The organism is Nocardioides marinus (assembly GCF_013408145.1).
GTDB classification, from domain to species: domain Bacteria; phylum Actinomycetota; class Actinomycetes; order Propionibacteriales; family Nocardioidaceae; genus Nocardioides; species Nocardioides marinus.
Map to the genome: position 1 here is coordinate 2,910,213 of NZ_JACBZI010000001.1, position 26,100 is coordinate 2,936,312.

The window sequence follows — 26,100 nt, forward strand, 5'->3', positions numbered from 1 at the left end:
GCCGTGCGCGGGTGACGGCTCGGCGAGGGGTCAGCGGGGGCGGCCGTCGGGGCCGAGCAGCTTGGAGGCGAGGACGGCGGCCTGGGTGCGCCGCTCGAGGCCGAGCTTGGCCAGGATGCTGGAGACGTAGTTCTTGACCGTCTTCTCGGCCAGGAACATCCGTTCGCCGATCTGCCGGTTGGTCAGACCCTCGGCGATCAGGGCCAGCAGCTTGAGCTCCTGCTCGGTGAGGTCCGCGAGCTCGGGAGCCGTGGCCGGGCCGTTGCGCACCCGCTCGAGCACCCGTGCGGTCAGGGTCGGGTCGATGAGGGAGTTGCCGTCGGCCACCTGACGGATCGCCGCGACGAGGTCGAGCCCCTTGACGTCCTTGAGGACGTAGCCGGAGGCGCCGGCCATGATCGCGGCGAACAACGCCTCGTCGTCGTCGTAGGAGGTGAGGATGAGCGCGCGGATCGTCGGGTCCACGGCGCGCACGGTGCGGCACACCTCGATCCCCGACCCGTCGGGCAGGCGCGCGTCGAGCACGGCCACGTCGGGGTGCAGCGCCGGGATCCGCGCCGACGCCTCGGCGGCCGTGCCGGCCTCCCCCACGACCTCGATCGAGTTGGTGCTCTCGAGCAGCGCCCGCAGCCCCTGGCGCACCACCTCGTGGTCGTCGAGGAGGAACACCTTGATCAGGCGATCGGTGCTCTCGGACATGCGGTGGCTCCTTCGGAGGTCGGCGGCTCTGCCGACATCTCTACCACCTCCTCGACCAGGTCGAGCCCGGCCGTGCCGTGGGTGATCCACAGGACGCTGCGACCACCCCTCCCCAGCACCTCCTCGGCGAGCTCGGCCGCGGTCGCCTCGTCCAGGTGCGCGGTCGGCTCGTCGAGCACCAGCACCGCCTGGTCGGCCAGCAGCGAGCGGGCGATCGCCAGCCGCGCGCGCTCCCCGCCCGACACCCCCGCGTGCCCCTCACCGACCCAGGTGCCGAGCCCCTCGGGGAGGGAGTCCAGCCACTCCCCCAGCCGGGCCTGGCGCAGGGCCTCGACCACGTCGGCGTCGCTCGCGGTCGGCCGGGCGAGCCGGACGTTCTCGGCCACGGTGGTGGAGAACAGGTGCGGGTCGTCGTCGACCAGGCCGACCCTGCGTCGTACGTCGTCGGCGGCCTGGGCCACGAGGGGGACCGACCCCAGGGCGGCCGTGCCGGCCGCCGGATCGAGGAACCGCAGCAGCAGCGCGGCCACCGTGCTCTTGCCGCAGCCGCTGGGACCGACCAGGGCCACGCGGCCACCCTCGGGCAGGTGCAGACCCAGCCCCGTGAACGCGGGCCGCGGGCCCCACCCGGCAGCCGCGTCGACGAGGTCGACCCGGGAGCCGGCGGCGGTCTCGGGGTCGGTGGGCTCGGAGGTCGCCGGCGCCTGCCCGAGCAGGGCGTCGACCCGGGCACGGGCGGCATCGGTGCGGGCCGACAGCGCCCCTGCGTCGACCACGGGCAGCACCAGGTCGGCCAGGGCGAGAGGCACCAGGACCAGCAGCGCGAGGACCGGGCCGCCCACCGGCGTACCGGGCAACAGCAGCGCCACGGTGGCGACCGCCACGCCGGTGCTGCCGAGCACGAGGGCCCGGGCGGCCCCCTGCCAGAGGGCGGAGCGCCGGACCTGCCGGCCGAGCTCGTCGCTCACCTCACCGACGGCCTCGACGGCGCGACCGGTCGCCTGCCACATCGTCAGCTCCTCGGCCAGCGCGGTCGTCGCCACCACGCGGTCCCCGAGCCGGGCGCGCAGGGCGACCTGGGCCCGCTCGGCGCGGGTGGCGCCGCTGCGCGCCAGGAGGTACGCCGCGGCAGCGCCGACCGCGACCACGGCGACCCCGAGCGCCGAGCGGGGCTCCCAGACCACGGTCACGACCCCGGCCACGGCCAGCGCGGCCGCGGCCGACCGCACCGGCATCCGCACCCGCAGCGCCGCGTCCAGCTCTGCGTCCACGTCGTCGACGAGGGAGGCCAGCAGGTCGCCACGACGACGGCCGGTGCGCCCCGGGACCAGCGGCACGAGCGCCTCGTAGACCTCCACGCGCCGCCGCGCCAGCAGCCCGAGCACGGTGTCGTGGGAGCGCAGCCGCTCGGCGTAGCGCAGCACCGGGCGCGCCAGACCGAAGGCACGCACGCCCACGATCGCCACCATCAGCGTGAGGACCGGCGGGTGGGTGGACGCCTGGACGATCAGCCAGCCGGCGGTCGCGGTCAGGGCGACGCCGGACAGGCCGGCCAACGTGCCGAGCAGGGTCGCCAGCCCGAGACCGGCCGACGACCCGCCGGGGTCGTGCCCCTCAGGGGGCGCCATGGCGCCCGCTGAGGGGCACGACTCCCGCTGCGGGCGCGACAGGCGCGGGGCCATCGGCCGCTCCAGCCGGACCTCCCGGTCCGCCACCGCGACCAGCGTGGGGTCGTGCGCGACGACGACCACGGCCCGGGTCCGGCCGAGGTCGACCAGGGTGTCGGCCACGATCCGCGTGGTGACGGGGTCGAGGTGGGCCGTGGGCTCGTCGAGCAGCACCCAGGGCCGGTCGGAGACGACGGCCCGGGCGAGCGCCAGACGGGCGCGCTCACCGGCCGAGAGCCCCGCGCCGTCCTCGCCGACGGGGGTCGCCAGGCCGGCGGGGAGGCCCCGCACCCGCTCGGCGAGCGCGACCTGGGCCAGCGCCGCCCACAGGTCCTGCTCGTCGGCGTCGGGACGGCCGAGCCGCAGGTTGTCCGCGACCGTGCCGTCCACGAACCCCGGCCGCTGCGGCAGCCATGCGATGTCCTCCTGCGAGGGCGCGGCGACCCCGCCGGACGTGGGCTCAAGCAGGCCGGCGAGCACCGCCAGCAGGGTGGACTTCCCGCACCCCGAGGGGCCGGTCAGCGCCGTGACGCCCTGCGCCGGGATCGTCAGCGACAGGTCCTCGAGCACCGGCACCGTCCGGCCGGGCCGCAGGACGGTGAGGTCGGTGACGGTCAGGGGCTGGTCCGCCGGGTGGCTCGCGGGGTGGTCTCGACGCCCGCTCGTCGCTGGCGCTCCTCGCTGCTCGACCACCAAAGTCGGTTTCAGCAGCTCGCTGACCCGTTCGACGACGGCGACGCCCTCCGCTGCGGCGTGGAACTCGGCGCCGACCCGGCGCAGCGGCCAGTACGCCTCGGGAGCCAGCAGCAGCACCACCAGGGCGGTGCGCAGGTCCAGGCCGCCCTCGGCGAGCCGCAGGCCGACGGTGACGGCGACGAGCGCGACCGACAGGGTCGCGACCAGCTCCAGCACCCCCGAGGACAGGAAGGCCACGCGCAGGGTCTCCAGGGTCCGCCGGCGGTAGGCGTCGGTCACCTCCGCGATGCGTGCCGACTGCGCCTGCGCGCGACGGAAGGCCACCAGCGTGGGCAGCCCGCGCACGACGTCGAGGAAGTGCCCGGAGAGGGACGACAGCGCCCGCCACTGCCGCTCCGCCCGGTCGCGGGTCGCGAGCCCGACCAGCGCACCGAAGACCGGCACCAGCGGCAGGGTGCACACGACGATGAGCGCCGCCAGGAGGTCCTGCGAGGCGATCGCGGCCACCGTCAGCACGGGCAGCACCGTCGCCAGGACCAGGGCGGGGACGTAGCGCGTGAGGTACGGCTCCATCGCGGTCACGCCCCGCGTCACCAGCACCGCGTCGGCGCTGGTCGACCCACCGGGGCGGCTGAGCACGGACCCCGCCACCCTGCGTCGTACGACGGAGGCGACCGTGGCCGCGGCGCGGGCCGCGGCCGCGTCACCTGCCCAGCCGACCAGGCCGCGACCGAGGAGCACGGCCACCACGGCGACCGCCCAGCCCAGTGCGAGGCGACCCTCCACGGCCGCGACGACCAGGCCGGTGATCGCGAAGGCCTGGCCGATGACGAGCAGCGAGCCGACGACGCCGGCGCCGAGCACGACGGCCAGGGGCCGCCGTGCCGGCGCGACGAGCCGACGCAGGCGCGGGTCGGAGGGGCGCACTCAGCGGCCCCCCGCCGGCCGCTCCCCCGCCAGCACCGCCTCGGGGATGTGGTGGACGGAGAGGCGCTTGCGGAAGACCCAGTAGGTCCAGCCCTGGTAGACCAGCACGATCGGGGTGAACACCACGGCGACGCCGGTCATGATCTTGAGCGTGTAGGCGGTCGCTGCCGCGTTCGTCGTGGTCAGCGAGGTGCCGTCGGCCAGCGAGGTCGGCATGACGTCGGGGAAGAGCGCGGCGAAGAGCCCCGCCACGGCCAGCGCGATGGTGACGAACGTGCCCAGGAAGGCCCAGCCCTCACGGGCCGCACCGGCCGCCGCCACCCCCGCCAGCAGGGCGAGCGCGGCCAGGACGAACAGCACGCCCGAGGCGACCGAGCCGGTGTCCACCTGGGTCCACACCAGGAAGAGCACGGCGACCAGCGCGGCCACCAGGCCCAGCCGGGTCGCCAGCGCGCGGGCCTCACGACGGATCGGGCCGTCGGTCTTGAGGGCGACGTACATCGCGCCGTGGGTGAGGAACAGCGTGAGCGTGGTGAGCCCGCCGAGCAGGGCGTAGGGGTTGAGCAGGTTGAAGAAGCCGCCGACGTACTCAAGGTCGGCGTCGATGGGCACGCCCCGCACGATGTTGCCGAACGCCACGCCCCACAGCACGGCCGGCAGCAGCGAGCCCCAGAAGATGGCCAGGTCCCAGCGGGCCCGCCAGGTGGGGTCGTCGCGCTTGGCGCGGTACTCGAAGGCGACCCCGCGCACGATCAGCGCGACGAGGATCAGCAGCAGCGGCAGGTAGAACCCACTGAAGAGCGTGGCGTACCACTCGGGGAACGCCGCGAAGGTCGCGCCGCCGGCGACGAGGACCCACACCTCGTTGCCGTCCCAGACGGGCCCGATGGTGTTGATGAGGACGCGGCGCTCGCGCTCCTCCCGACCCAGGACGGGCAGCAGCATGCCGACGCCGAAGTCGAAGCCCTCGAGGGCGAAGTAGCCGATCCACAAGACGGCGATCAGGCAGAACCAGACGGTGGTGAGCTCCATGTCGTCGTCTCCTCAGTACGCGAAGGCCAGCGGCCGGTCGGGGTCGTTGTCGTCGTCGCGCAGCTGCGGCTCGACGTAGGGGTCGGCGCCCCTGGCGATGAAGGTGAGCATCAGCTTCAGCTCGGCGACGGCCAGCACGCCGTACAGCGCGGTGAGCACGATCAGCGAGGTCAGCACCTCACCGGCGCTGGTGCCCGGCGAGACCGACTGCTCGGTGGTCATCAGGCCGAAGACGGCCCAGGGCTGGCGGCCGATCTCGGTGAAGATCCAGCCGAAGCTGTTGGCGAACAGCGGCATCAGCGGGAGCCCGACGGCCACCCAGGTCCAGCGCGAGCCGGTGGGTGCGCGGCCGCGGCGGGTGGCCCAGAGCACGGCCAAACCTCCGGCCATGCCGGCGAAGCCCAAGCCCATCATGAAGCGCAAGCTCCAGTAGGTCAGCGGGATGTAGGGCGTGTAGTCGCCGGCGGTGTAGTAGGTCGCGCCCGGGTCCTCGCCGTACGTCGCGAGGTACTGCTCGCGCAGCGGGTTGATCCCCTCGACCCGACCGTCGAGCTCGCCGGTGGCCAGGAAGGAGAGCAGGTTCGGGACCGTGACGGAGAACTTCTCGGTCGCCCCGTCCGGGGTCCCGATCGTGAAGAGGGAGAACGCCGCCGGCTCCTCGGTCTCGTAGAGCGCCTCGGCGGCGGCCATCTTCATCGGCTGCACCTCGGTCATCACCTTGCCCTGCACGTCGCCGGAGACGACGACACCGAGCCCCGCAACGAGCACGACCCAGGCGCCGACGCGGGCCGCGGACCGGTACATCGGGCGGTCCTCGCTGCCCTCGCATCCCTTGCCGCGCACCAGGTGCCACAGCGCGACGCCGACGACGAACCCGCCCGCGGTCATGTACGCCGCGGTGATGACGTGCGGGAAGGTCACCAGCTGGACCTTGTTGGTCAGGACCGCCACGAAGTCGGTCAGCTCCGCGCGCCCGGTCTCGGGGTTGTACTCGTAGCCCACCGGGTGCTGCATGAAGGAGTTGGCGGCCAGGATGAAGTACGCCGAGAACAGCGTGCCGAGGTGCACCAGCCACATGCAGGACGCGTGCACGGCCCGGGGCAGCCGGTCCCAGCCGAAGATCCACAGGCCCAGGAACGTCGACTCCAGGAAGAAGGCCAGCAGGCCCTCGACCGCGAGCGGAGCCCCGAAGACGTCCCCGACGAAGCGGGAGTAGTCCGACCAGTTCATGCCGAACTGGAACTCCTGCACGATGCCGGTGACCAGGCCGAGGGCGAAGTTGATGAGGAACAGCTTCCCCAGGAACTTCGTCAGCCGCAGCCACTGCTCGTTGCCGGTGCGCAACCAGGCGGTCTGGTAGCCGGCGACGAGGGCCGAGAGGCCGATCGTGATCGGGACGAACAGGAAGTGATAGACCGTCGCGATGGCGAACTGCCACCGCGCGATGTCGAGGGCTTCGAGATCCACGGCCCTCACTCTGGAGGCGGCAGGCCCTCCCCCGTCACGGGCGTAGGTACCCGTCTTGGCGGACCCTGGCCCCCACCCTGCGGGACCTAGGTCCCCCGGGCTTGACGCCGAACCGGCGTATCAATACGCCGGCTCGACCCGCGCCTCCCGCCAACCGGCGTATCAATACGCCGACTCGACCCAGCCGTGACGCCGAACCGGCGTATCAATACGCCGGCTCGACCCACCCCTCCCGGCTCGACCCGCGCCTCCCGCCGAACCGTCTCCCGCTGGTCGAGGTGTGCAGGCGGAGCGAGTCTCGAGGCCCCGGTGATCGAGACCCCTCAGCGGGTGAGCAGCACCGACGAGCCGTGGCCGAAGAGCCCCTGGTTGGCGGTGATGCCGACGCGCGCGCCCTCGACCTGCCGTTCCCCGGCCTGCCCGCGCAGCTGCCAGGTGAGCTCGCAGACCTGTGCCAGCGCCTGGGCGGGGACGGCCTCGCCGAAGCACGCCAGGCCGCCGGAGGGGTTGACGGGGATCCGCCCACCGATGGTGGTGTCGCCCGCGCGCAGCAGCGACTCCGCCTCGCCCTCCTTGCACAGGCCGAGGTCCTCCATCCAGTCCAGCTCCAGGGCGGTGGACAGGTCGTAGACCTCGGCGACGTCGACGTCCTCGGGACCGACGCCCGCCTCGTCGTACGCCGCGGCGCCGATCGACTGCTTGAAGGTCCGGTCGCCCGGGGTGCCGGCGTCGGTGGAGAGCATCGGCATGTCGAGCACGGTGTTGGGGAAGGTCGGGGTGACCGTGGAGACGGCCGCGACCCGCACCGCGTCGTCCAGGCCGATGCGCTGGGCGTACTCCTCGGAGACCAGGACGACCGCCGCCGCGCCGTCGGAGGTGGCGCAGATGTCGAGCAGGTGCAGCGGGTCGGAGACCACGGCGCTGCCCAGGACGTCCTCGACCGCGACCTCCTTGCGGTAGCGCGCGTAGGGGTTGCTCAGGCCGTGCCGGGCGTTCTTGACCTTGACCTGCGCGAAGTCCTCCGACGTGGCGCCGTAGAGGTCCATCCGGCGACGGGCGTACATCGCGAAGTACGCCGGGTTGGTCATGCCGAGCAGGCGGAACCGAAGCCAGTCCGGGTCCTCCCAGCGCTCGCCCGCGTTGGGGGCCAGGAAGCCCTTGGGCGTCGTGTCCGCGCCGACGACCAGCGCGACGTCGCTCATGCCGGCCAGGATGCGGGCCCGCGCGGTGTCGAGCGCCTGGGCGCCGGTCGCGCACGCGGCGTACGACGTGGCGATGCGGGCGCCGTTCCAGCCCAGCGCCTGGGCGAAGGTCGAGCCGGCGACGTAGCCGGCGTACCCGTTGCGCACGGTCTCCCCGCCGACGACGAGGTCGACGTCGGTCCACGGGACGCCGGCGTCCTTGAGGGCCTCGCGGGCGGCGTGCACGCCGTACTGGACGAACGGGCGACCCCACTTGCCCCAGGGGTGCATGCCCACGCCGGCGATCCTGACCTGGCTGCTCGCGGTGCTCACTGGTCGGCCTCCTCGCCGAGCTCGACGACAGGCTTCCAGCGCCAGATGAGCTGGTCGCTGGCGTGCTCGGGCTCCACGACGAGCTCGACCTCGGCGCCCACCCGCAGGTCGCTGGTGCCGTAGCCCTGGGCGACCTGGCCGAGCACGACCATCCCCTCGGGCAGCTCGACGGCCGCGAGCGCGAACGGCACGAACGGTTCGGGCGCCTGGTACGGCGCGGGCGGCTGGTACTGCGCGTCGGTGTAGGACCACACGGTCCCGCGCCGGCTGAGCGGCACCGTCTCGAACGCCTCGCCCTCGCACGCGGGGTTGCGGCAGAAGCCGGCCGCCGCCGCGGTGGGCGGGAAGTAGGTCGTGGCGCACGCCGTGCACCGCTCCCCCAGCAGGGTCGGTTGCTCCCCGAGCGTGAACCAACCCTCGATCGCAGGCGTGGCCGTCATCCGTCCTCCAGACAGTGCGGAACTAGAACGTGTTCTCACACTAGCCCGACGGTCGGGATAGTCCGCACGAGATCTCACCCTCAGCGCACGCTGAGGGTGACATTTCCTGCGGAGTACCCCGCCGGGGCGCCCTCAGGCGCGGGCGAGGAACGCCAGCAGGTCCTGCCGGGTGACCACGCCGACGGGCTTGCCGTCCTCGTGGACCAGCAGGGCGTCGGCCGACTCGAGCAGCTTGACCGCGGAGGTCGCCTCCTCCGCGGCGCCGATGGTGGGCAGCGGGGCGGACATGTGGTCCTCGACCTGGTCGGTCAACGAGGCGTGCCCGGCGAAGAGCGCGTCGAGCAGCGCCCGCTCCGAGACCGACCCCGCGACCTCGGCGGCCACGATCGGGGGCTCCGCACGCACCACGGGCATCTGCGAGACGCCGTACTCCTGCAGGATCTGCACGGCCTCGGCGATCGTCTCGCCGGGGTGGGTGTGCACGAGGTCGGGGAGGCGGCCGGACTTGCCGCGCAGCACCTCGCCGACGGTGGTCTCGGTGGTGGTGCCGGTGGGGAAGCCGTACTGCGCCAGCCAGTCGTCGTTGAAGATCTTGGTGAGGTAGCCGCGCCCGGAGTCGGGCAGCAGCACCACGATCACCGCGTCGGTGCGCCCCTCGGCGGCCAGCTCGTGGGCCAGCTGCTTCGCGGCGTACGCCGCCATGCCGGCCGATCCGCCGACCAGCAGCGCCTCCTCGCGGGCCAGCCGGCGGGTGAAGGAGAACGCGTCGGCGTCGGAGACCTCGATGACCCGGTCGGCCACGCCGCGGTCGTAGGTGTCGGGCCAGAAGTCCTCGCCGACGCCCTCGACGAGGTAGGGCCGGCCGGTGCCGCCGGAGTAGACCGAGCCGGCCGGGTCGGCACCGACCACCTGGATCGAGGAGTTCTGCTCCTTGAGGTAGCGCCCGACGCCGGAGATGGTGCCGCCGGTGCCCATGCCGGTGACGAAGTGGGTGATCCGGCCCTCGGTCTGCTCCCAGATCTCCGGCCCGGTGGTCTCGTAGTGCGAGCGCGGGTTGTTCGGGTTGGAGTACTGGTCGGGCTTCCAGGCGCCCGGCTGGGAGGCCAGCCGGTCGGAGACGTTGTAGTAGGAGTCGGGGTGCTCGGGCGCGACGGCGGTCGGGCACACCACGACCTCGGCGCCGTAGGCGCGCAGCACGTTGCGCTTGTCCTCGCTGACCTTGTCGGGGCAGACGAAGACGCACCGGTAGCCCTTGGCCTGGGCCACCATGGCCAGCCCCACGCCGGTGTTGCCGGACGTCGGCTCGACGATGATGCCGCCGGGCTGCAGCTCCCCGGAGGCCTCCGCCGCCTCGATCATCCGGGTGGCGATGCGGTCCTTCACCGACCCGCCGGGGTTGAGGTACTCGACCTTCGCGAGCACCATCGGCCCCTCCTCGCCCTGCCCCAGCGGGGCGTCGAGCGTGCGGCTGAGCCGCAGCAGGGGGGTGTGGCCGATCAGGTCCAGGAGCGAGTCGACGTACTGCACGCACCCAACCTATGCCCACATGCTGGACAGGACGAAAGGCCGGGCCGGCCCCCTGCGCACGTGACGACCCGCACCCGCCCCGGGGCCGCCCCCGACGGGTGTTCCCCCGGGAGCAGGAGGTGTCCCTAGAGTGGGGGCGTGGGTAAGGCAGCAGCAGCGCGCAAGCTCGCCTCGGCGGCGGCGTACGGCGGTGGCGGGCTCTCGGTGCTCGGCGCCGGCCTCTACGGCGTGCTGACGGCCGAGGCCAAGCTGGCCCGCAAGACCATCGGGCCGATGATCGAGCACCCGCCGCCGGACTCCACCGGCTGGTACGGCCGCGGCCGACCCGCGCCCGCGGTGCGCATCGCCCTGCTCGGCGACTCCTCGGCTGCGGGGTACGGCGTCGAGCGGGTCGAGCAGACCCCCGGCGCGGTCCTGGCCAGCGGTGTGGCCGAGCACGCCGACCGCCGCGTCTACCTGCGCGACTTCGCCGTGGTCGGTGCCCGCTCCTCCGACCTCGAGGACCAGATCACCCGGGCCCTGCCGATGCACCCCGACGTGGCGGTCATCCTCATCGGCGCCAACGACGTGACCCACGTGATGTCCCCCTCGACGTCGGTGCGACACCTCGCCGAGGGCGTGCGCCGACTCAAGGAGGCCGGCGTGGCCGTCGTGGTGGGCACCTGCCCGGACCTCGGCACGATCAAGCCCATCGCTCCCCCGCTCAAGCAGGTCGCCCGGGCGTGGTCGCGTCGGCTCGCGGCCGCCCAGACGATCGCGGTCATCGAGGAGGGCGGCCGGACGGTCTCGCTCGGCTCGGTGCTCGGCCCGGAGTTCGCCGCCGCGCCCGCGCTGCTCTTCGGGCCCGACCAGTTCCACCCCTCCGCGGAGGGGTACCGCTCGCTGGCCGGGGTGATGGTGCCCTCGGTGCTGGCCGCAGTCGGCGTCATCGAGCCGGACGAGAAGTCGCTGGAGTCCCTGCGGGGCGAGGGCGTGCTCCCCATCAGCGACGCCGCGATCCGCGCGGTCCAGGTGCCCGGCACCGAGCTGGACGGCACCGAGGTCGGCGGCTCCCGCCGCGGAGTCCGCGGCCTGTGGGTCGAGCTGCGGCACCGTCGCCGCCGCCCGGACTCCGCCGAGGAGACCCCGGACGAGAGCGACGAGCACGAGGCGGGGAGCGACGACGCCGCCGCGGAGCCGGCCGAGCCGCTCGACGACTGAGCCTCGGCGCGCTGCTGGACCGCCTCGTGTGGCCCAGCGCGGGCCATGGACCGCGCTGGCCCACACGAGCCGCGGTCCCCGGACATGCACGAAGGCCCCCGGCTGACGCCGGGGGCCTTCGTGGTGAGCTCGTCCTCGCGAGGAGGCGGCTGCGGTCAGTCCTGGCTGAAGTAGGCCAGGATGCGCAGCAGGTTGGTGTAGATCCACACCAGCGAGACGGTCATCGCGAACGCCGCGGTCCACGACTCGCGCTCGGGGGCGCCGTAGCGGATGCCCTGCTCGACGAAGTCGAAGTCCATGATCAGCATGAACACACCGAGCACCAGGCCGGCCACCGCGGTGATCATGCCGAGGCCGGAGACGCCGAAGAGGCCGATCTGGGCACCGAACAGGCCGAGGACCAGCTCCATCAGCGACAGGCCGATCATGCCGAACACGGCCGCGACGACGAACTTGCGGAACTTGTCGCCGACCTGGATGTTGAGCACCTTGTAGGCGGCCAGCGTGCCGCCGAAGGCGGCGAAGGTGCCGATGACGGCGCCCTGCACGACGCCGGGGTAGGCGACGTTGAAGATCATCGAGATCGCACCGAGGGCGACACCCTCGAGGGCGGCGAAGGCCAGCACGAGGCCGGGGCTGACGACCTTCTTGAACGCGTTGACCATCGACAGCACGAAGGCGCCGAGGGCACCGAAGGTCGCGACCGCGCCGACGGTGCCGATGGCGGAGTCGGCGGTGGACTCGTTGATCTCCGGCAGCATCACCCAGGTCGCGAACGCGGTGACCACCACGACGCCGAGGGTGATGGCGGTCTTCTGGACCACCGAGTCGATGGTCATGGGGGCGCTGGGCGCCTGCGGGGCGGGCGCGTACGCCGTGCCCTGGGGGTCACCGGGGTTCCCGACGCCCCACTGCGAGGGGTCAGAACCGTAGCCGGAGTTGCCGTAGGACTGGTTGCCGTGGGCGCCGCTTCCGCTGAACGCCTCGGACCGGCGGAACACCGGGTTGTTGCTCTGCATGGTTGGTCTCTCCTTGGAGGCCGACGGCGGCCGCCGGGATGGCGGCCTACAGGGGATGTACCCACCTTAGGGGGTCTCGAGACGTACAACGCCCCGGCGTCCCCAGACGTTCCCGACCGCCGCCGAGCGGCTGCCGAGGACGCCGAGGACGCCGAGCCGGCGCGACCTTCCGTACGCCGTGCACGGAAGCTCGCGCCGGCCCGGCCCGCTCCACACGGTGCCCCCGCCGGGACTCGAACCCGGAACACAGCGCTTTTAAGGCGCCTTCCTCTGCCGATTGGGACACGGGGGCTGGTGACGGACGGGCCGGTGCCGGCCCGGGGACGTCATGCGGAGCGGACGTCCGTCGCCGCGCAGCGTATGACGTCCCCCGGGCGGCGGCGGGTCACAGGTAGGTCTGGCGCGCGTAGATCGCGTGCGCGCCGGCGACCCGGTCCACGAAGAGCAGGCCCTGGCAGTGGTCGATCTCGTGCTGGAGGCAGCGGGCCTCGAAGGCGTTGGCCGACAGCTCCACCTCGGCGCCGGAGCCCGGCAGCCGCCCGCGCACGACCAGCCGGGAGGCCCGCTTCACGTCGCCGGTGAGGTCCGGGACGCTCATGCAGCCCTCGCGCGCCTTCTCGTTGCGGCTGGAGGAGACGACCTCGGCGTTGCACAGCACGAAGGTCCCGTGGTGGTCGCGGGTCTTGGGGTGGGCCGAGACGTCCACGCAGAACATCTGCACGCCGACCCCCACCTGCGGGGCGGCCAGGCCCACGCAGCCCGGGCTCACGCGCATCGTGGCGACCAGGTCGGCGGCCAGCTGCACGGACTCGGCGGACGTCGGGTCGACGACGTCACCGACGCTCGAGAGCACCGTGGCGGGGGCGCGGACCACCTCGAGGACGCGGCCCTCGACGCCGAGGTCGGCCTCGGTCCACGCCAGGACCTGCTGGTTCAGGCCCTCGGGAGCGGGCTGGTTCACAGCTCGTCGGCCTCCGCCGGCCGCAGGGTCGCGCCGACCCCGAGCTCGGCCGCCGCCTCCCCGATCGCGGCGGTGACGGCCTCGACGTCGGCGTCGGCCGGCAGGTCGATCTCGGCGACCACGAGGTAGAGCTCGCCGGCCAGCCGCGTGGTCAGGTCGGTGATGTTGCCCCCGGCGTCGGCGACCTTCCCGACGACGGAGGAGACGATGCCCGGCCGGTCGCCGCCGTGGACGGTCAGCACCCACGAGGACCCGCGCTCGGCACCGGCCGACTCCTGCGGCACCTCGCGGACCGTGACGGTCAGCGTGCCGTCCTCGGTCAGCGGAGCCAGGGCCGACTCGATGTCGCCCGCCGGGGTCTCGCCCGCGCAGAGCAGCATCATCGCGAAGTGCCCGCGCAGCAGCGTCATGGTGGAGTCCTCGAGGTTCAGCCCGAGGCCGGAGAGCCGACCGGTGGTCTCGGCGATGATGCCGGGGCGGTCGTGGCCGAGGACGGTGACGGCGTGGAGGGTGCTCACCCGGTCATTCTCGCAAGCGCCGCCGCGCGACCCAGCACCTCGTCCAGCATCGGCGCCGTGAGCCGCCCGGTGGCGGTGTTGTGCTGGCTCGGGTGGTAGCAGCCCAGCAGGGTCCGCTCCCCCAGGTCGACCTGCGCCCCGTGGCCGAAGCGCGGCCGCGGCCGCGGCACCTCGACCCCGCCCCGCGCGAGCATCCCGAGCGCCGCCGCCCAGCCGAACGCCCCCAGGGTCACCACCACCTCGACGTACGGCGCCACCAGCGCCCACTCCCGGTCCAGCCAGGGGGCGCACCGGTCGCGCTCGTCGGGCGTGGGCTTGTTCTGCGGCGGGGCGCACCGCACGGCCGCCGCCATCCGCGTCCCGCGCAGCGCCTGCCCGTCGTCGGCGTGGGTGCTGGTCGGCAGCGCCGCCAGACCCACCCGGTGCAGCGACGCGAACAGCCAGTCGCCCGAGGGGTCGCCGGTGAAGATCCGGCCCGTGCGGTTGGCGCCGTGCGCCGCCGGCGCCAGCCCGACCACGAGGATCCGCGGCTGCGGGTCCCCCCAGCCGGGGACGGGGCGCCCCCAGTACTCCTCGTCGCGGAAGGAGGCGCGCTTCTCCCGCGCCACCTGCTCGCGCCACGTCACGAGGCGCGGGCAGGCGCGGCAGTGGGTGACCTCCTCGTCGAGGGCGGCCAGCCCGGTGGGGGACGGGACCGGTGCGCTCAGGGCGTGGCCTGCTGGGTGAAGCCGCCGACCCCCTGGGCGGCGTCCTGCACCTTCTCCTTCGCGGTCGCGACGGCGGCCTCGGTCTGGGCGCGCGCCTGCTCGGCGGCCCGGTCGGCCGCGGACTGCACCCGCGGGTCGCGCGCCACCTTCTGCGCACCCGCCTTGATCTGCTCGTACCGCTCGCGACCGGCGCGGGCGCCGAGGACGTAGCCCACACCGAGGCCGGTGATCAGGGACAGCTTGCTCATGGTGCTCCTCCTCCTGGGTCGGGCCCTCCACTGTGCCCCGCCGGACCCAGCGCCAGCCCACCCCATGCGGTGAGCCGACCCCGCAGGGCCCGAGGGTCGGGCCTCAGCCCTCCAGCAGGGACCAGGCGATGCCGTCGAGGATGTCGGCCTCGCTCACGACCAGCTCGGTGACCCGTGAGCGCGCCAGCACCCGGGAGACCACCAGGGCGCCGGCCGCGATCACGTCCGCGCGACCGGGGTGCAACCAGGCCATCTCGGCCCGCTCGGCCGCCGTCGAGCCGACCAGCCGGTCGCACAACGCGTGCACCTGCGCGACCGGGAGCCGCGCCCCGTGCGTCGCGCTCCGGTCGTACGACGTCAGGCCGACCACCCCGGCGGCGAGGGTCGTCACGGTGCCCGCGACGCCGACCATCGTCACGGCTGCCCCCGGGTCGACCGGGCAGGTGTCCAGGGCCGCATCGACGTCCGCCACGCAGGCGGCGACCTCGGGGGCCGCGGGCGGGTCGGACCGCAGGTGCCGCTCGGTCATCCGGACCGACCCGATGTCCATGGAGTGCGCGGCGTCGGGGGTCGGGCCCGAGCCGAGCACCAGCTCGGTGGAGCCACCGCCGATGTCGAGCACCACCACGGGGCCGGCGAGCCCGGGCAGCCCCCGGGTCGCTCCGGCCCAGGCGAGCGCGGCCTCCTCGTCGCCGGTGACCACCTCGGGGGCCACCCCGAGCCTGGCCCGCACCCCTGCGGCGAAGTCGGCCGCGTTGGCGGCGTCCCGGGTCGCCGAGGTCGCGCAGAACCGCACGCGGTCGACGTCATGGCGCGCGATGAGGGCGGCGTACTCCTCGACCGCGGCGAAGGTGCGCTCCAGCGCCTCCTCGGCCAGCCGGCCGGTACGGTCGACGCCCTGGCCGAGCCGGACGATCCGCATCTCCCGCTCGAGGTCGGCACCGTCCTCGTCGAGGACCAGCAGCTTGATCGTGTTGGTGCCGCAGTCGATCGCAGCTACACGCACGGGCTCTCCACGCACGGTCCGGACTCCCACCAGGCACCGAGCTCGTCGAGCACCTCGTCGCCGAGCGGGTTGACGCCGCGCCCCATCGCGAGGGACTGCCCGGCCAGCACGTGCAGGCACTTCACACGGTCGGGCATGCCACCGGCGGAGATCCCCTCGATCTCGGGGACGTCGAGCCCGTGCTCGGCGGCGATCTCGGCGCGGGCCGCGAGGTAGCGCTCGTGGGCGGCGGCGTAGGCGGCCGCGAGCTCGGGGTCCTCGGCCAGCCGCTCCTGCATCTGCTTCATCACGCCCGAGCCCTCGAGGGTGCCGATCCGCGACGCGGCGCGGGGGCAGGTGAGGTAGTAGGTCGTGGGGAACGGCGTGCCGTTGGGCAGCCGCGGCTGGGTGGTCACGACGTCGGGGTTGCCACAGGGGCACCGGTGACCCACGCCGTGGACACCACGCGACTCCCGGCCCAGCTGCGCCTCGACGGCGGCGGCGTCGGCCGGGGTGAAGGGCTCGGTCATTCAGGGGCTCCGTCGGTGCCGGGGTCGATCTCGGTCAGGGGCGGGGTGCCGTCGTCGGCGGGCGGTCGGCCGGCCAGCACCACCGAGGCCCAGGCGTCCTCCCAGAAGGCCGGCTCCTCCTGGTCCCCGACCTCGTCGGGGTCGGCCAGCTCGGAGGAGGCCTCCAGCGGCTCGCCGTCCTCGTCGAGGACGACGTAGGAGGTCTCGCCGGGCATGACGTAGCCGAGCTCGCGGGCCTCCTGCTGCACGAAGGCAGGGTCCTGCCAGCGCCGCATCTCCCGCTCGAGGTCGGCGATCGCGCTCTCGCGCTGGTCGATCTCGGCACGCAGGGCGTCCAGCTCGCTGCGCTGCTGGAGGTAGGCCCGCGCCGAGGAGGCGTAGGAGACCACCAGCACCGCCAGCACCACCACCAGGACGGTGGCCCGGCTGGTCAGCCGGGGACGTCGGCGGACGGGAGCCGCCGCCGCGGGGCGCGCGGGTCGCCCGGCGGTCGGCCGCGCGGGGCGGCCGGGGCCGGTGCGACCCCGCGGCCCCGAGGCGCGCGAGGACGTACGACGGTCAGCCACCCCTCTAGGGTCGCTCAGGAGGTGTACCGCGGGAACGCCGACACACCGGCGTACCGCGCGGCATCGCCGAGCTCGTCCTCGATGCGCAGCAGCTGGTTGTACTTCGCGACCCGCTCCGAGCGCGCCGGGGCACCGGTCTTGATCTGGCCGCAGTTGGTGGCGACGGCCAGGTCGGCGATGGTGGTGTCCTCGGTCTCGCCCGAGCGGTGGCTCATCATGCAGCGGTAGCCGTTGCGGTGCGCCAGGTCCACGGAGTCGAGGGTCTCGGTGAGCGAGCCGATCTGGTTGACCTTCACCAGCAGGGCGTTGGCCTGACCGCCGGTGATGCCGCGCTGCAGGCGCTCGACGTTGGTGACGAACAGGTCGTCGCCGACGAGCTGGGTGCGCGAGCCGAGCTGGTCGGTGATGGTGCGCCAGCCCTCCCAGTCGTCCTCGTCGAGCGGGTCCTCGATCGAGACGATCGGGTAGGCGTCGACCAGCGAGGCGTAGTAGGCGGTCATCTCGGCCGCGGTCTTCTGCTGGCCCTCGAAGGTGTACGAGCCGCCCTCGCAGAACTCGGTCGCGGCGACGTCGAGGGCGAGCACGATGTCCTTGCCCAGCTCGTAGCCGGCCTTGTCGATGGCCTCGGCGATCAGGTCCAGCGCGGCCCGGTTGGACTCCAGGTCGGGGGCGAAGCCGCCCTCGTCGCCGACGCCGGTGGCCAGGCCGCGCGACTTCAGCACCGACTTCAGCGCGTGGTAGACCTCCGCGCCCGAGCGCAGCGCCTCGCGGAAGGAGGCGGCGCCGATCGGCGCGATCATGAACTCCTGGATGTCGACGTTGGTGTCGGCGTGGGCGCCGCCGTTGAGGATGTTCATCATCGGCACCGGCAGCACGTGGGCGTTGGGACCACCGACGTAGCGGTAGAGCGGCAGGCCGGCGGAGTCGGCGGCGGCCCGCGCGACGGCCAGCGAGACGCCGAGGATCGAGTTCGCACCGAGCTCGGCCTTGTTGGGGGTCCCGTCGGCGTCCAGCATTGCCTGGTCGACCAGGCGCTGGTCGTCGGCGTCGAGGCCCTCCACGGCAGGGCCGAGCGTGTGGATCACCGCGTCGACGGCCTTGCCCACGCCCTTGCCGACGTAGCGGTCGCCGCCGTCACGCAGCTCGACGGCCTCGAAGGCGCCGGTGGAGGCGCCGGAGGGCACGGCCGCTCGCGCGAAGGTGCCGTCGTCGAGGACGACCTCGACCTCGACGGTGGGGTTGCCGCGGGAGTCGAGGATCTCGCGGGCGCCGACTGCTTCGATGGATGCCACGGTGCTTCTCCTGGGGATGGCCGGTGAGGGGCGGGGACGGGCTCGTAGGACGGTCCACGAGCCTATTGCCTCCCCGGCCGCCGTGCCGACCCACCCGTCTGTTCACCGGCCGCTCCCCGCACCGACACGACCTCGTCGCTCCACGTGGGTTGGGTTCCGGCGGCGGCGCCGCCTCGGGACGCCCCGCCTCCCCCACCCACCACGAAAGGCAGCGGCATGTCCTTGCAGCACACCACCGGGGTCCCTCGCGGACGACGGCTCCGAGGCGGGCTCGCGCTCGCGGCGGTCGGCGCCCTGGCCCTCTCCGGCCTCGCGCTCGGCACCACGACCAGCGCCGCCCGGACCGCCCCGACCGCCCCGACCACCACCGACGCGGGCGCCGGCGCCCTGGCCGAGCCCGTGGACGAGCAGGCCGCGCGGTTCGGCCGGACGGCGACGTACCCGGTCCACCTCAACGTCCCCGAGGGCGTGGACCCGCTGGACGAGACCGTCGCGGAGATCTCCGCGGTCAGCGAGGACGGCGAGACGCTGGTCTACACCGACGCCGCCGGCAGGCGGATCGGCTTCCTGGACATCAGCGACCCCTCCGCCCCGGAGGGCCTGGGCACGTTGGACCTCAGCGAGCTCGGCGACGCCGAGGACGAGCCGACCTCCGTCGCGGTCGTCGGCGACCACGTGCTCGTGGTCGTCAACACCTCCCCGAGCTACACCGCGCCCTCGGGGCGCGTCGACGTCGTCGACCTCGAGTCCCGCGAGCTGGTGGCCTCCCACGACCTGGGTGGGCAGCCGGACTCGATCGCCGTCAGCCCGTCGGGCGAGTACGCCGCGATCGCGATGGAGAACGAGCGCGACGAGGACGCCCTGCCCGACGGTGCCGGCGACGACGCGGACGAGGGCGACCTGCCGCAGGCGCCCGCCGGCTTCGTGCAGGTGCTCGAGCTCGACGGCGCTCCCGCCACCTGGACCCCGGACCCGCTGCTGCTGCCGGCCGAGGACCTGGCGGGCATGGACACCCCCGAGGACCCCGAGCCGGAGTACGTCGACATCAACGCCGACGACGAGCTCGTGGTGAGCCTGCAGGAGAACAACGGCCTGGTCGTCGTCGACCTGCCCACCCGCGAGCTCACCAGCGCCTTCAGCGCCGGCAACGTCGTGCTCGAGGGCGTCGACACCACCGACGACGGTGTCTTCAACACCGTCGACACCATCGACGTCCCGCGCGAGCCCGACGCCGTGCACTGGGTCGGCGAGGGCCTGGTCGCCACCGCCAACGAGGGCGACTGGAAGGGCGGCAGCCGCGGCTGGACGGTCTTCGAGGCCGCCACCGGCGAGGTCGTCTGGGACGCCGGCACCTCCTTCGAGGACCTCGTCCTCTCCGTCGGCAGCTTCAACGACGGCCGCGCCGACAACAAGGGCGCCGAGCCCGAGGGCCTGACCTACGCCGAGTACGACGGTGTGCCCTACGCCTTCGTCGGCTCCGAGCGCAGCAACCTCGTGGCGGTCTACGACATGACCGACCCGACCGAGCCCGCGCTCACCCAGGTGCTGCCCACCACCAACGGCCCCGAGGGCCTGCTGCCCATCCCCTCGCGCGACCTGCTGGTCGTCTCCAGCGAGGTCGACGAGTCCGACGTGGGCGTGCGTGCCAGCGTCGCGCTCTTCGAGCTCGGCACCGACGGGGTCGTCTGGCCCGACGTCGTCTCCGTCCCTGCGCCCGGCGAGGACCGGCCGATCGGCTGGGGCGCGCTCGGCGCCCTGTCCGGTGACCAGCACGACCCGAAGGGTCTGTGGAGCGCCAGCGACTCGGCGTACTCCCCCGCCCGGATCTACCACCTCGACGTCTCCTCGACCCCGGCCGTGCTGGACGACGTCATCGAGGTGACCGAGGACGGCGAGCCGGTCGCCCTCGACGTCGAGGGCATCGCCGAGCGCACCCAGGGCGGCTTCTGGCTGGCCTCGGAGGGGAAGACCGGCCCCGAGAACGCGCTGGTCCGCACCGACGCCGACGGCGCCGTCGTCGAGACCGTCTCGCTGCCCACCGACGTCGCCGCCGGCCTCGGCAAGTGGGGTCTCGAGGGCGTGGCCGTGCGCGGCTCCGGCAGCGCCGAGACGGTGTACGTCGCCCTGCAGCGCCCGCTGAGCGGGGAGACCACCGCACGGATCGGTCGCTACGACGTCACCGGGTCGACGTGGACCTGGTTCGGCTACCCGCTGGAGACGACCAGCACCGCCGGCGACTGGATCGGGCTGTCGGAGATCACCGTCGTCGACAAGGACACCGTGGCCGTCATCGAGCGCGACAAGCTGATGGGCCCGGCCGCCGCGGTCAAGCGCGTCTACACCGTCGACCTGCCCGCGGGCAGCGCCGACGCGGTGACGCCCGTGACCAAGACGCTCGCGGTCGACCTGCTCCCGGCCATGACCGCCCGCAACGGCTGGACCCAGGAGAAGCTCGAGGGTCTCGGCATCACCACCCGGGGTCGCGTCTACGCCGTCACCGACAACGACGGCGTCGACGACGCCACGGGTGAGACCCAGCTCTTCGCCCTCGGCCGGGTCTCCTCGGTCTTCGCCGCCGACGTCGCCACGGACACCACGCTCAAGGTCAAGGGCAAGAGCCGACGCGCCGGTCAGGCGTTCCGGGTCGTCGTCGTGGTCAAGCCCGGGCCCCAGGGCGGCCGGGTCGTCCTCGAGGTCGACGGCAAGAAGGCCGCCTCGACCCGTGTCGACGGCCGCACGACGCCGATGCGGGTGCGCATCAAGGGCTCCGGCCGGCACACGCTGGTCGCGACCTACACCGGCGACGGCTTCGCCGCGGGGTCGACCTCGAAGGCCGTGAAGGTGCGGGTCACGAGGAAGTGAGCCGGCGGCGGACGGCGTCGCGGAGCTCCTGCTCCGGGTCGACGCCGTCCGCCCTCGCCTCCACCACGAGCGCCAGCAGGCGCTCACCGATCGCGTCGGCGCCGGCGTCGACGTGCACCGGCCGACCGGCGCGGGACAGCCGGTCGACCAGCTTGTCGGCGTACAGCAGGGCCGGCAGCGCCGTGGGCACCCCGTCGGCGGGATCGGTGCGCTCGGCCTTCTCCTCCGCCTTGATCGCCTCCCAGGCGTCGTTGACCGCGGCGGCGTCCTGCGGCTGCTCGGCGGCCGAGGGCGCGAAGACGTGCGGGTTGCGGCGCACCATCTTCTCGGTGATGCCGCGGGCCACGTCGTCGATGTCGAAGGCACCGCGCTCGGCGGCCACCGCGGCGTGGAAGTAGACCTGCAGCAGCAGGTCCCCGAGCTCCTCGCGCAGGTGGTCCGCGTCGGGCTCAGGATCCCCGGACTCGACCGCCTCGACGGTCTCGTAGGCCTCCTCGAGCAGGTAGCGCAGCAGCGAGCGGTGCGTCTGCTCGCGCTTCCACGGGCACTCGGCCCGCAGCCTGGCCATGACCGACCGCAACTCCAGCAGGGGCTCGAGCGGCGGCTCCTGCGCGGTCACGGGCTCAGCCCTGGTTGGGGTTGCCCGGGTTCTCGAGCGGGATCGGCATGGTCGGCTCGGGCTCGGTCTCGGCGACCTCCGGGGCACACCCCTGGGAGTCGGGGAGCCCGGAGACCAGCGCGGTGATCTCGGCCTGCGCCCCGACGTCGCCCTGCTGGGCCCGGGCCCGCAGCTCGTCGATCTCCGCACGCAGCGAGGCCGCCTGCGAGACCGCGACCGAGAGGTCGGAGGTGGTGGAGTCGGACGCGGAGGTCGCGAAGTCGACCTGGTCGAAGCGCGGGTTGACCTCCACGTCGTGCTCGGCCTGCCACTGCTCGAGGTAGGCCTGGTACGCCGGGCCCGGCTGCACCAGCTCGTCCTCGCTCAGCGTCGGGTCGACGATCTCGGAGACGACCGAGGTCAAGAAGCTGCTGGCGGCGAAGACCGTGACCGCGGCGTTCTGGTCGTCCCCGGCCAGCCCGAAGCTGATCCGGGCCTGCTTCTCGGCCTCGCGGCGCACCTCATCGGCGGGCAGGTCGTTGTCGGCGGCGATCGCCTCGGCCACCTCGGTCACGACCAGCTGCTGGACCACGATGCCGCGCAGCTCGGCGCCGGTGAACCCACCGGCGAGCAGGTCGGCGGAGCCCTGCAGGACCTCGCAGGTGGCCGTCGTGGCGTCGTCGACCTCGCCGAGGGAGATCTCCTCCCCCTCGACCACCGCGGCGGCGCCGGGACGCACGCCGGCATCGGCGACCCCGCAGCCGCTCAGGGCGCCGGTGGCGAGCACCGCGACCGTGGCGAGACCGACGAGAGGACGGGACAGACGCACGGGGACTCCTAGCGGGTGGTGTGACCTGCGTCGCCCATTGAACCAGCCGTTCTCCCGCACCCACGCACCGCCCGCCGAACCGGCGTATCAATACGCCGGCTCGACCCGCACGGACCGACCCCAGCCCGCCGAACCGGCGTATCAATACGCCGGTTCGGCTGGAGGACGGTGACCCGAGGAGCGTCAGGAGGCGGCGGGAGGGTCGATCACCTGGTCGATGACGCCCTTGGCCCACTCCAGCAGCGCGATGCCGTCCAGCGGCTTGCCGCCGATCACGGCCGTCTGCGGGCGCGGGACCAAGATGGTGTCGGTCTGCGGCTTGACCAGCGACTTGGGGTACATCCGCTGCAGCCGCACGACGCGGGAGTCGGGCAGCGAGACGGGCGCGAAGCGGACGTTCTTGCCCGCGATCGTGACCTCGCCGATGCCCGCGGCCCGGGCCCGCGCACGGAACCGCGCCACGAGCAGCAGCGACACCACGACGATCGGCAGGTCGCCGTACCGGTCCTTGAGCTCCTCCTCGATCGCGTCGACGTCCTCGTCGGAGCGCACCTCGGCCAGCCGCTTGTACATCTCCAGGCGCAGCCGCTCGGAGCCGATGTAGTCGTGCGGGAGGTGGGCGTCCACGGGCAGCTCGATGCGGACCTCGGAGAGCTCCTCGGCACCGTCGCCCTTGAACTCCGCCACGGCCTCGCCGACGAGGCGGACGTAGAGGTCGAAGCCGACGTCGGCGATGTGGCCGGACTGCTCGCCGCCGAGCAGGTTGCCGGCGCCGCGGATCTCGAGGTCCTTCATCGCGATCGCCATGCCGCCGCCGAGGTCGGAGTGCTGGGCCAGCGTCGCCAGCCGCTCGTGGGCGGTCTCGGTCAGCGGCTTCTCCCCGGGGTAGAGGAAGTAGCCGTAGGCCCGCTCGCGGGAGCGGCCGACACGTCCGCGCAGCTGGTGCAGTTGGGAGAGGCCGAGGGTGTCGGCGCGCTCGATGATCATCGTGTTGGCGTTGGAGACGTCGAGCCCGGACTCCACGAGCGTCGTGCACACGAGCACGTCGAAGCGCTTCTCCCAGAAGTCGAGCATGACCTGCTCGAGCTGCTTCTCGTTCATCTGGCCGTGCGCCGTGGCGACGCGCGCCTCGGGCACCAGCTCGCGGATGCGGGCGGCGGCCTTCTCGATCGACTGCACCCGGTTGTGGATGTAGAAGACCTGGCCCTCGCGCAGCAGCTCACGGCGCACGGCGGCGACGACCTGGCGGTCCTCGTAGGCACCGACGTAGGTGAGCACCGGGTGCCGTTCCTCGGGCGGCGTGGTGATCGTGGACATCTCGCGGATGCCGGTGATCGCCATCTCCAGGGTCCGCGGGATCGGCGTGGCCGACATCGACAGCACGTCGACGGCGGTGCGCATCCGCTTGAGCTGCTCCTTGTGCTCGACGCCGAAGCGCTGCTCCTCGTCGACGATGATCAGCCCGAGGTCCTTGAAGCGGACGTCGGGGTTGAGCAGCCGGTGGGTGCCCACGACGATGTCGACGGAGCCGTCGGCCATCATCCGCATCACCTCCGCGGCCTCCTTGTCGGTCTGGAAGCGGCTCAACGCCTTGAGCACCACCGGGAAGCCGCTCATCCGCTCGGCGAAGGTCGACAGGTGCTGGGTGACCAGCAGCGTGGTCGGCACCAGCACCGCGACCTGCTTGCCGTCCTGCACGGCCTTGAACGCCGCCCGCACCGCGATCTCGGTCTTGCCGTAGCCCACGTCGCCGCAGATCAGCCGGTCCATCGGGACCACCTGCCGCATGTCGGACTTCACCTCGTCGACCGTGGAGAGCTGGTCGGGGGTCTCCTGGAACGGGAAGGCGTCCTCGAGCTCGCGCTGCCACGGCGTGTCCGGCCCGAAGGCGTGCCCCTTGGTGGCCTGCCGGGCGGCGTAGAGCTTGATCAGCTCCGCGGCGATCTCCCGGACCGCCTTGCGGGCCCGGCTCTTGCGCTTGGCCCAGTCACCGCCGCCGAGCCGGTCCAGGCTGGGCTGCTCGCCGCCGACGTAGCGGGTGACCTGGTCCAGCGCGTCGGCCGGCACGTAGAGGCGGTCCGGCGGCGCGCCGCGCTTGGACGCGCCGTACTCCAGGACGAGGTACTCGCGGGTGGCGCCGCCGACCTCGCGCTGCTTCATCTCCACGAAGCGGCCCACACCGTGCTGCTCGTGGACGACGTAGTCGCCGGTCTTGAGCTCCAGGGGGTCGATCTGCCGCTTGCGTCGCGCCGGCATCTTGCGCATGTCGCGGGTGGAGGTCCGCTGCCCGCTGACGTCCTCGCCGGTGAGCAGCACCAGCCGGTGGGTCTCGTCGACGAAGCCCTGGGTCAGCGCGCCGCAGGTGACCGTGACGACGCCGACCTGCCACAGGTCCTCCCCGCTGCCGGGCTCGACCAGCCGGGCGGGCACCTCGGCCTCCGACAGCGCCTCGACCATCCGCTGCGCCGGGCCGTGACCGGGGTGCACGACGACCACGCGGTAGCCGTCGGAGCGCCAGGTGTCGAGGTCCTTCATCGCCCGGTCGACGTCACCGCGGTAGGCCTCGACGGGGCCGGCGGCCAACGCCCGGGTGGGGACGGCGCCCACGGTGACGTCCACGTCGACGTGCACGACCTGTCCGGTCTCGTCGCGGACGACCTGCTCCCCGTCACCACCCGCGCCGGGGTCGAGCCCGAACGGGCTCACGGTCCACCACGGCCGCCCGCCCTCGAGGCTGTGCTCGCGCACGTCGGCCAGGGTCCGGTACGACGCCGCACCGAGGTCGATGGGGGCGGACCCGCCCGAGGCGGCAGCCGCCCAGGAGGCGCCGAGGAACTCCTCGCTCGTGGCCACCAGGTCGTGCGCCCGCGCCCGGACCCGCTCGGGGTCGAGCACCAGCACGTGGGTGTCGGCCGGCATCAGGTCGACGAGCAGCTGCATCTCGTCGACGAGCACCGGGGCGAGGGACTCCATGCCCTCGACCGCGATGCCCTGGCTGATCTTGTCGGTCAGCTCGAGCAGCTGCGGGTGGCTGGCGCCGAGCTCGGCCGCGCGGCGGCGTACGTCCTCGGTGAGCAGGAGCTCGCGGCACGGCGGCGCCCACAGCCGGTCGACCGGCTCCAGGGTGCGCTGGTCGGCGACAGAGAACGCACGGATCTCCTCGACGTCGTCGCCCCAGAGCTCCACGCGCAGCGGGTGCTCCTCGGTGGGCGGGAAGACGTCGACGATGCCGCCGCGCACGGCGAACTCGCCGCGCTTCTCGACCAGGTCGACGCGGGTGTAGGCGGCGTCGGCGAGGCGACGGGTGAGGTCCTCCAGGGGCGCGGTGTCCCCGGCGCTCAGCTCGACCGGCTCGAGGTCGCCGAGCCCCTTGACCTGCGGCTGCAGGACCGAGCGGACCGGCGCGACGACCACGTCGAGCGGCCCGTTGACCCCACCGCTGGTCGAGCTCGTCGAGACCCCCGGGTGGAGCAGCCGGCGCAGCACTGCCAGGCGACGGCCGACGGTGTCGCTGCGCGGGCTGAGCCGCTCGTGCGGGAGCGTCTCCCAGCTGGGGTAGTAGGCGACCCGGTCGGGGTCGAGGAGGTCTCCGAGGTGCGCCACGAGGTCCTCGGCCTCGCGCGCGGTCGCCGTGACGGCCAGCACGCTGCGTCCGGCGCGGACCAGCCCGGCGGTGACGAAGGGCCGCAGCGCCTCGGGGGCGGTCAGGTCGAGGGCGCGCACCCGCGCCTCGCGGGCGTCCTCGAGGGCGGCCGCGAGGGTGGGGTCCTCGAGCACGGGACCGAGCAGGTCGGGGTTCATCTGTCTCCTGGGCAG

General features: G+C 73.5%; 21 protein-coding genes and 1 tRNA gene. 2 read left to right on the forward strand and 20 right to left on the reverse strand.

Annotated elements, in window-relative coordinates:
* Positions 1 to 30: 30 nt before the first annotated feature.
* From BKA05_RS13785 to BKA05_RS13815, 7 genes are all read right to left on the reverse strand, one after another.
* Positions 31 to 699, reverse strand: a complete 669-nt coding sequence (locus BKA05_RS13785) for a response regulator (RefSeq protein ID WP_343045678.1) — start codon at positions 697 to 699, stop codon at positions 31 to 33.
* Positions 675 to 3,989 (reverse strand): thiol reductant ABC exporter subunit CydD, encoded by a 3,315-nt coding sequence (gene cydD / locus BKA05_RS13790; protein ID WP_179531940.1) that lies wholly within the window; start codon positions 3,987 to 3,989, stop codon positions 675 to 677. Before cydD ends, BKA05_RS13785 begins: the two co-directional genes overlap by 25 nt.
* Positions 3,990 to 5,021, reverse strand: a complete 1,032-nt coding sequence (gene cydB, locus BKA05_RS13795) for a cytochrome d ubiquinol oxidase subunit II (protein ID WP_179531941.1) — start codon at positions 5,019 to 5,021, stop codon at positions 3,990 to 3,992.
* A 12-nt stretch (positions 5,022 to 5,033) separates the two neighbouring features.
* Entirely contained in the window at positions 5,034 to 6,488 is a 1,455-nt protein-coding gene (locus BKA05_RS13800) for a cytochrome ubiquinol oxidase subunit I (RefSeq protein ID WP_179531942.1), read from the reverse strand.
* A gap of 323 nt (positions 6,489 to 6,811) precedes the next feature.
* Positions 6,812 to 8,002 (reverse strand): lipid-transfer protein, encoded by a 1,191-nt coding sequence (locus BKA05_RS13805; RefSeq protein ID WP_343045679.1) that lies wholly within the window; start codon positions 8,000 to 8,002, stop codon positions 6,812 to 6,814.
* Positions 7,999 to 8,442, reverse strand: coding sequence for a Zn-ribbon domain-containing OB-fold protein (locus BKA05_RS13810; RefSeq protein ID WP_179531943.1), 444 nt, complete (start codon positions 8,440 to 8,442; stop codon positions 7,999 to 8,001). The genes BKA05_RS13805 and BKA05_RS13810 overlap by 4 nt, the downstream gene beginning before the upstream one ends.
* 132 nt (positions 8,443 to 8,574) lie before the next feature.
* Positions 8,575 to 9,969: a cystathionine beta-synthase gene (locus tag BKA05_RS13815; RefSeq protein WP_179531944.1), complete on the reverse strand. Its 1,395-nt coding sequence runs from the start codon at positions 9,967 to 9,969 to the stop codon at positions 8,575 to 8,577.
* 138 nt (positions 9,970 to 10,107) lie between these two features.
* Here BKA05_RS13815 and BKA05_RS13820 point away from each other — a divergent pair, with 138 nt between their 5' ends.
* Positions 10,108 to 11,169 (forward strand): SGNH/GDSL hydrolase family protein, encoded by a 1,062-nt coding sequence (locus BKA05_RS13820; protein ID WP_179531945.1) that lies wholly within the window; start codon positions 10,108 to 10,110, stop codon positions 11,167 to 11,169.
* A 155-nt stretch (positions 11,170 to 11,324) separates the two neighbouring features.
* Here the strand turns inward: BKA05_RS13820 and BKA05_RS13825 are convergent, their stop codons facing one another.
* The 10 genes from BKA05_RS13825 to eno all read right to left on the reverse strand — a co-directional run bounded on the left by BKA05_RS13825 (position 11,325) and on the right by eno (position 17,995).
* Positions 11,325 to 12,188: a Bax inhibitor-1/YccA family protein gene (locus tag BKA05_RS13825; protein ID WP_179531946.1), complete on the reverse strand. Its 864-nt coding sequence runs from the start codon at positions 12,186 to 12,188 to the stop codon at positions 11,325 to 11,327.
* Between the two features lie 218 nt (positions 12,189 to 12,406).
* A tRNA-Leu gene (locus BKA05_RS13830) sits at positions 12,407 to 12,480 on the reverse strand.
* 93 nt (positions 12,481 to 12,573) lie between these two features.
* Positions 12,574 to 13,149, reverse strand: a complete 576-nt coding sequence (gene def, locus BKA05_RS13835) for a peptide deformylase (protein WP_343045680.1) — start codon at positions 13,147 to 13,149, stop codon at positions 12,574 to 12,576.
* Positions 13,146 to 13,667 (reverse strand): ACT domain-containing protein, encoded by a 522-nt coding sequence (locus tag BKA05_RS13840; protein ID WP_179531947.1) that lies wholly within the window; start codon positions 13,665 to 13,667, stop codon positions 13,146 to 13,148. Before BKA05_RS13840 ends, def begins: the two co-directional genes overlap by 4 nt.
* Entirely contained in the window at positions 13,664 to 14,293 is a 630-nt protein-coding gene (locus tag BKA05_RS13845; RefSeq protein WP_343045681.1) for a uracil-DNA glycosylase, read from the reverse strand. The genes BKA05_RS13840 and BKA05_RS13845 overlap by 4 nt, the downstream gene beginning before the upstream one ends.
* A 77-nt stretch (positions 14,294 to 14,370) precedes the next feature.
* Positions 14,371 to 14,622 carry a hypothetical protein gene (locus tag BKA05_RS13850; RefSeq protein ID WP_179533217.1) on the reverse strand — a complete coding sequence of 84 codons (252 nt, stop codon included), beginning with the start codon at positions 14,620 to 14,622 and terminating at the stop codon, positions 14,371 to 14,373.
* Between the two features lie 103 nt (positions 14,623 to 14,725).
* Positions 14,726 to 15,628 (reverse strand): Ppx/GppA phosphatase family protein, encoded by a 903-nt coding sequence (locus BKA05_RS13855; protein WP_343045682.1) that lies wholly within the window; start codon positions 15,626 to 15,628, stop codon positions 14,726 to 14,728.
* Positions 15,619 to 16,137: a DUF501 domain-containing protein gene (locus tag BKA05_RS13860; RefSeq protein ID WP_179531948.1), complete on the reverse strand. Its 519-nt coding sequence runs from the start codon at positions 16,135 to 16,137 to the stop codon at positions 15,619 to 15,621. The genes BKA05_RS13855 and BKA05_RS13860 overlap by 10 nt, the downstream gene beginning before the upstream one ends.
* Complete coding sequence (locus tag BKA05_RS13865) at positions 16,134 to 16,703, reverse strand: FtsB family cell division protein (protein WP_179531949.1); 570 nt, start codon at positions 16,701 to 16,703, stop codon at positions 16,134 to 16,136. The genes BKA05_RS13860 and BKA05_RS13865 overlap by 4 nt, the downstream gene beginning before the upstream one ends.
* Positions 16,704 to 16,717: 14 nt before the next feature.
* Entirely contained in the window at positions 16,718 to 17,995 is a 1,278-nt protein-coding gene (gene eno / locus BKA05_RS13870) for a phosphopyruvate hydratase (protein ID WP_179531950.1), read from the reverse strand.
* A 216-nt stretch (positions 17,996 to 18,211) separates the two neighbouring features.
* Between eno and BKA05_RS13875 the strand changes: the two genes are divergently transcribed.
* Entirely contained in the window at positions 18,212 to 20,857 is a 2,646-nt protein-coding gene (locus BKA05_RS13875; RefSeq protein ID WP_179531951.1) for an esterase-like activity of phytase family protein, read from the forward strand.
* Here the strand turns inward: BKA05_RS13875 and BKA05_RS13880 are convergent.
* From BKA05_RS13880 to mfd, 3 genes are all read right to left on the reverse strand, one after another.
* Positions 20,844 to 21,476, reverse strand: coding sequence for a MazG family protein (locus tag BKA05_RS13880; RefSeq protein WP_343045683.1), 633 nt, complete (start codon positions 21,474 to 21,476; stop codon positions 20,844 to 20,846). The two genes, BKA05_RS13875 and BKA05_RS13880, sit on opposite strands and share 14 nt — an antisense overlap.
* A gap of 4 nt (positions 21,477 to 21,480) precedes the next feature.
* Entirely contained in the window at positions 21,481 to 22,284 is an 804-nt protein-coding gene (locus BKA05_RS13885) for a hypothetical protein (protein ID WP_179531952.1), read from the reverse strand.
* A 183-nt stretch (positions 22,285 to 22,467) separates the two neighbouring features.
* Positions 22,468 to 26,085: a transcription-repair coupling factor gene (gene mfd / locus BKA05_RS13890; RefSeq protein WP_179531953.1), complete on the reverse strand. Its 3,618-nt coding sequence runs from the start codon at positions 26,083 to 26,085 to the stop codon at positions 22,468 to 22,470.
* Positions 26,086 to 26,100 lie beyond the last annotated feature (15 nt).

Bases quoted from the DNA above. Each gene is read 5' to 3' on its own strand.
- BKA05_RS13785 (WP_343045678.1), bottom strand. From the start codon at position 699: ATGTCCGAGAGCACCGATCGCCTGATCAAGGTGTTCCTCCTCGACGAC.
- cydB (WP_179531941.1), bottom strand. From the start codon at position 5,021: ATGGAGCTCACCACCGTCTGGTTCTGCCTGATCGCCGTCTTGTGGATC.
- BKA05_RS13810 (WP_179531943.1), bottom strand. From the start codon at position 8,442: ATGACGGCCACGCCTGCGATCGAGGGTTGGTTCACGCTCGGGGAGCAA.
- BKA05_RS13825 (WP_179531946.1), bottom strand. From the start codon at position 12,188: ATGCAGAGCAACAACCCGGTGTTCCGCCGGTCCGAGGCGTTCAGCGGA.
- BKA05_RS13850 (WP_179533217.1), bottom strand. From the start codon at position 14,622: ATGAGCAAGCTGTCCCTGATCACCGGCCTCGGTGTGGGCTACGTCCTC.
- BKA05_RS13860 (WP_179531948.1), bottom strand. From the start codon at position 16,137: ATGACCGAGCCCTTCACCCCGGCCGACGCCGCCGCCGTCGAGGCGCAG.
- BKA05_RS13875 (WP_179531951.1), top strand. From the start codon at position 18,212: ATGTCCTTGCAGCACACCACCGGGGTCCCTCGCGGACGACGGCTCCGA.
- mfd (WP_179531953.1), bottom strand. From the start codon at position 26,085: ATGAACCCCGACCTGCTCGGTCCCGTGCTCGAGGACCCCACCCTCGCG.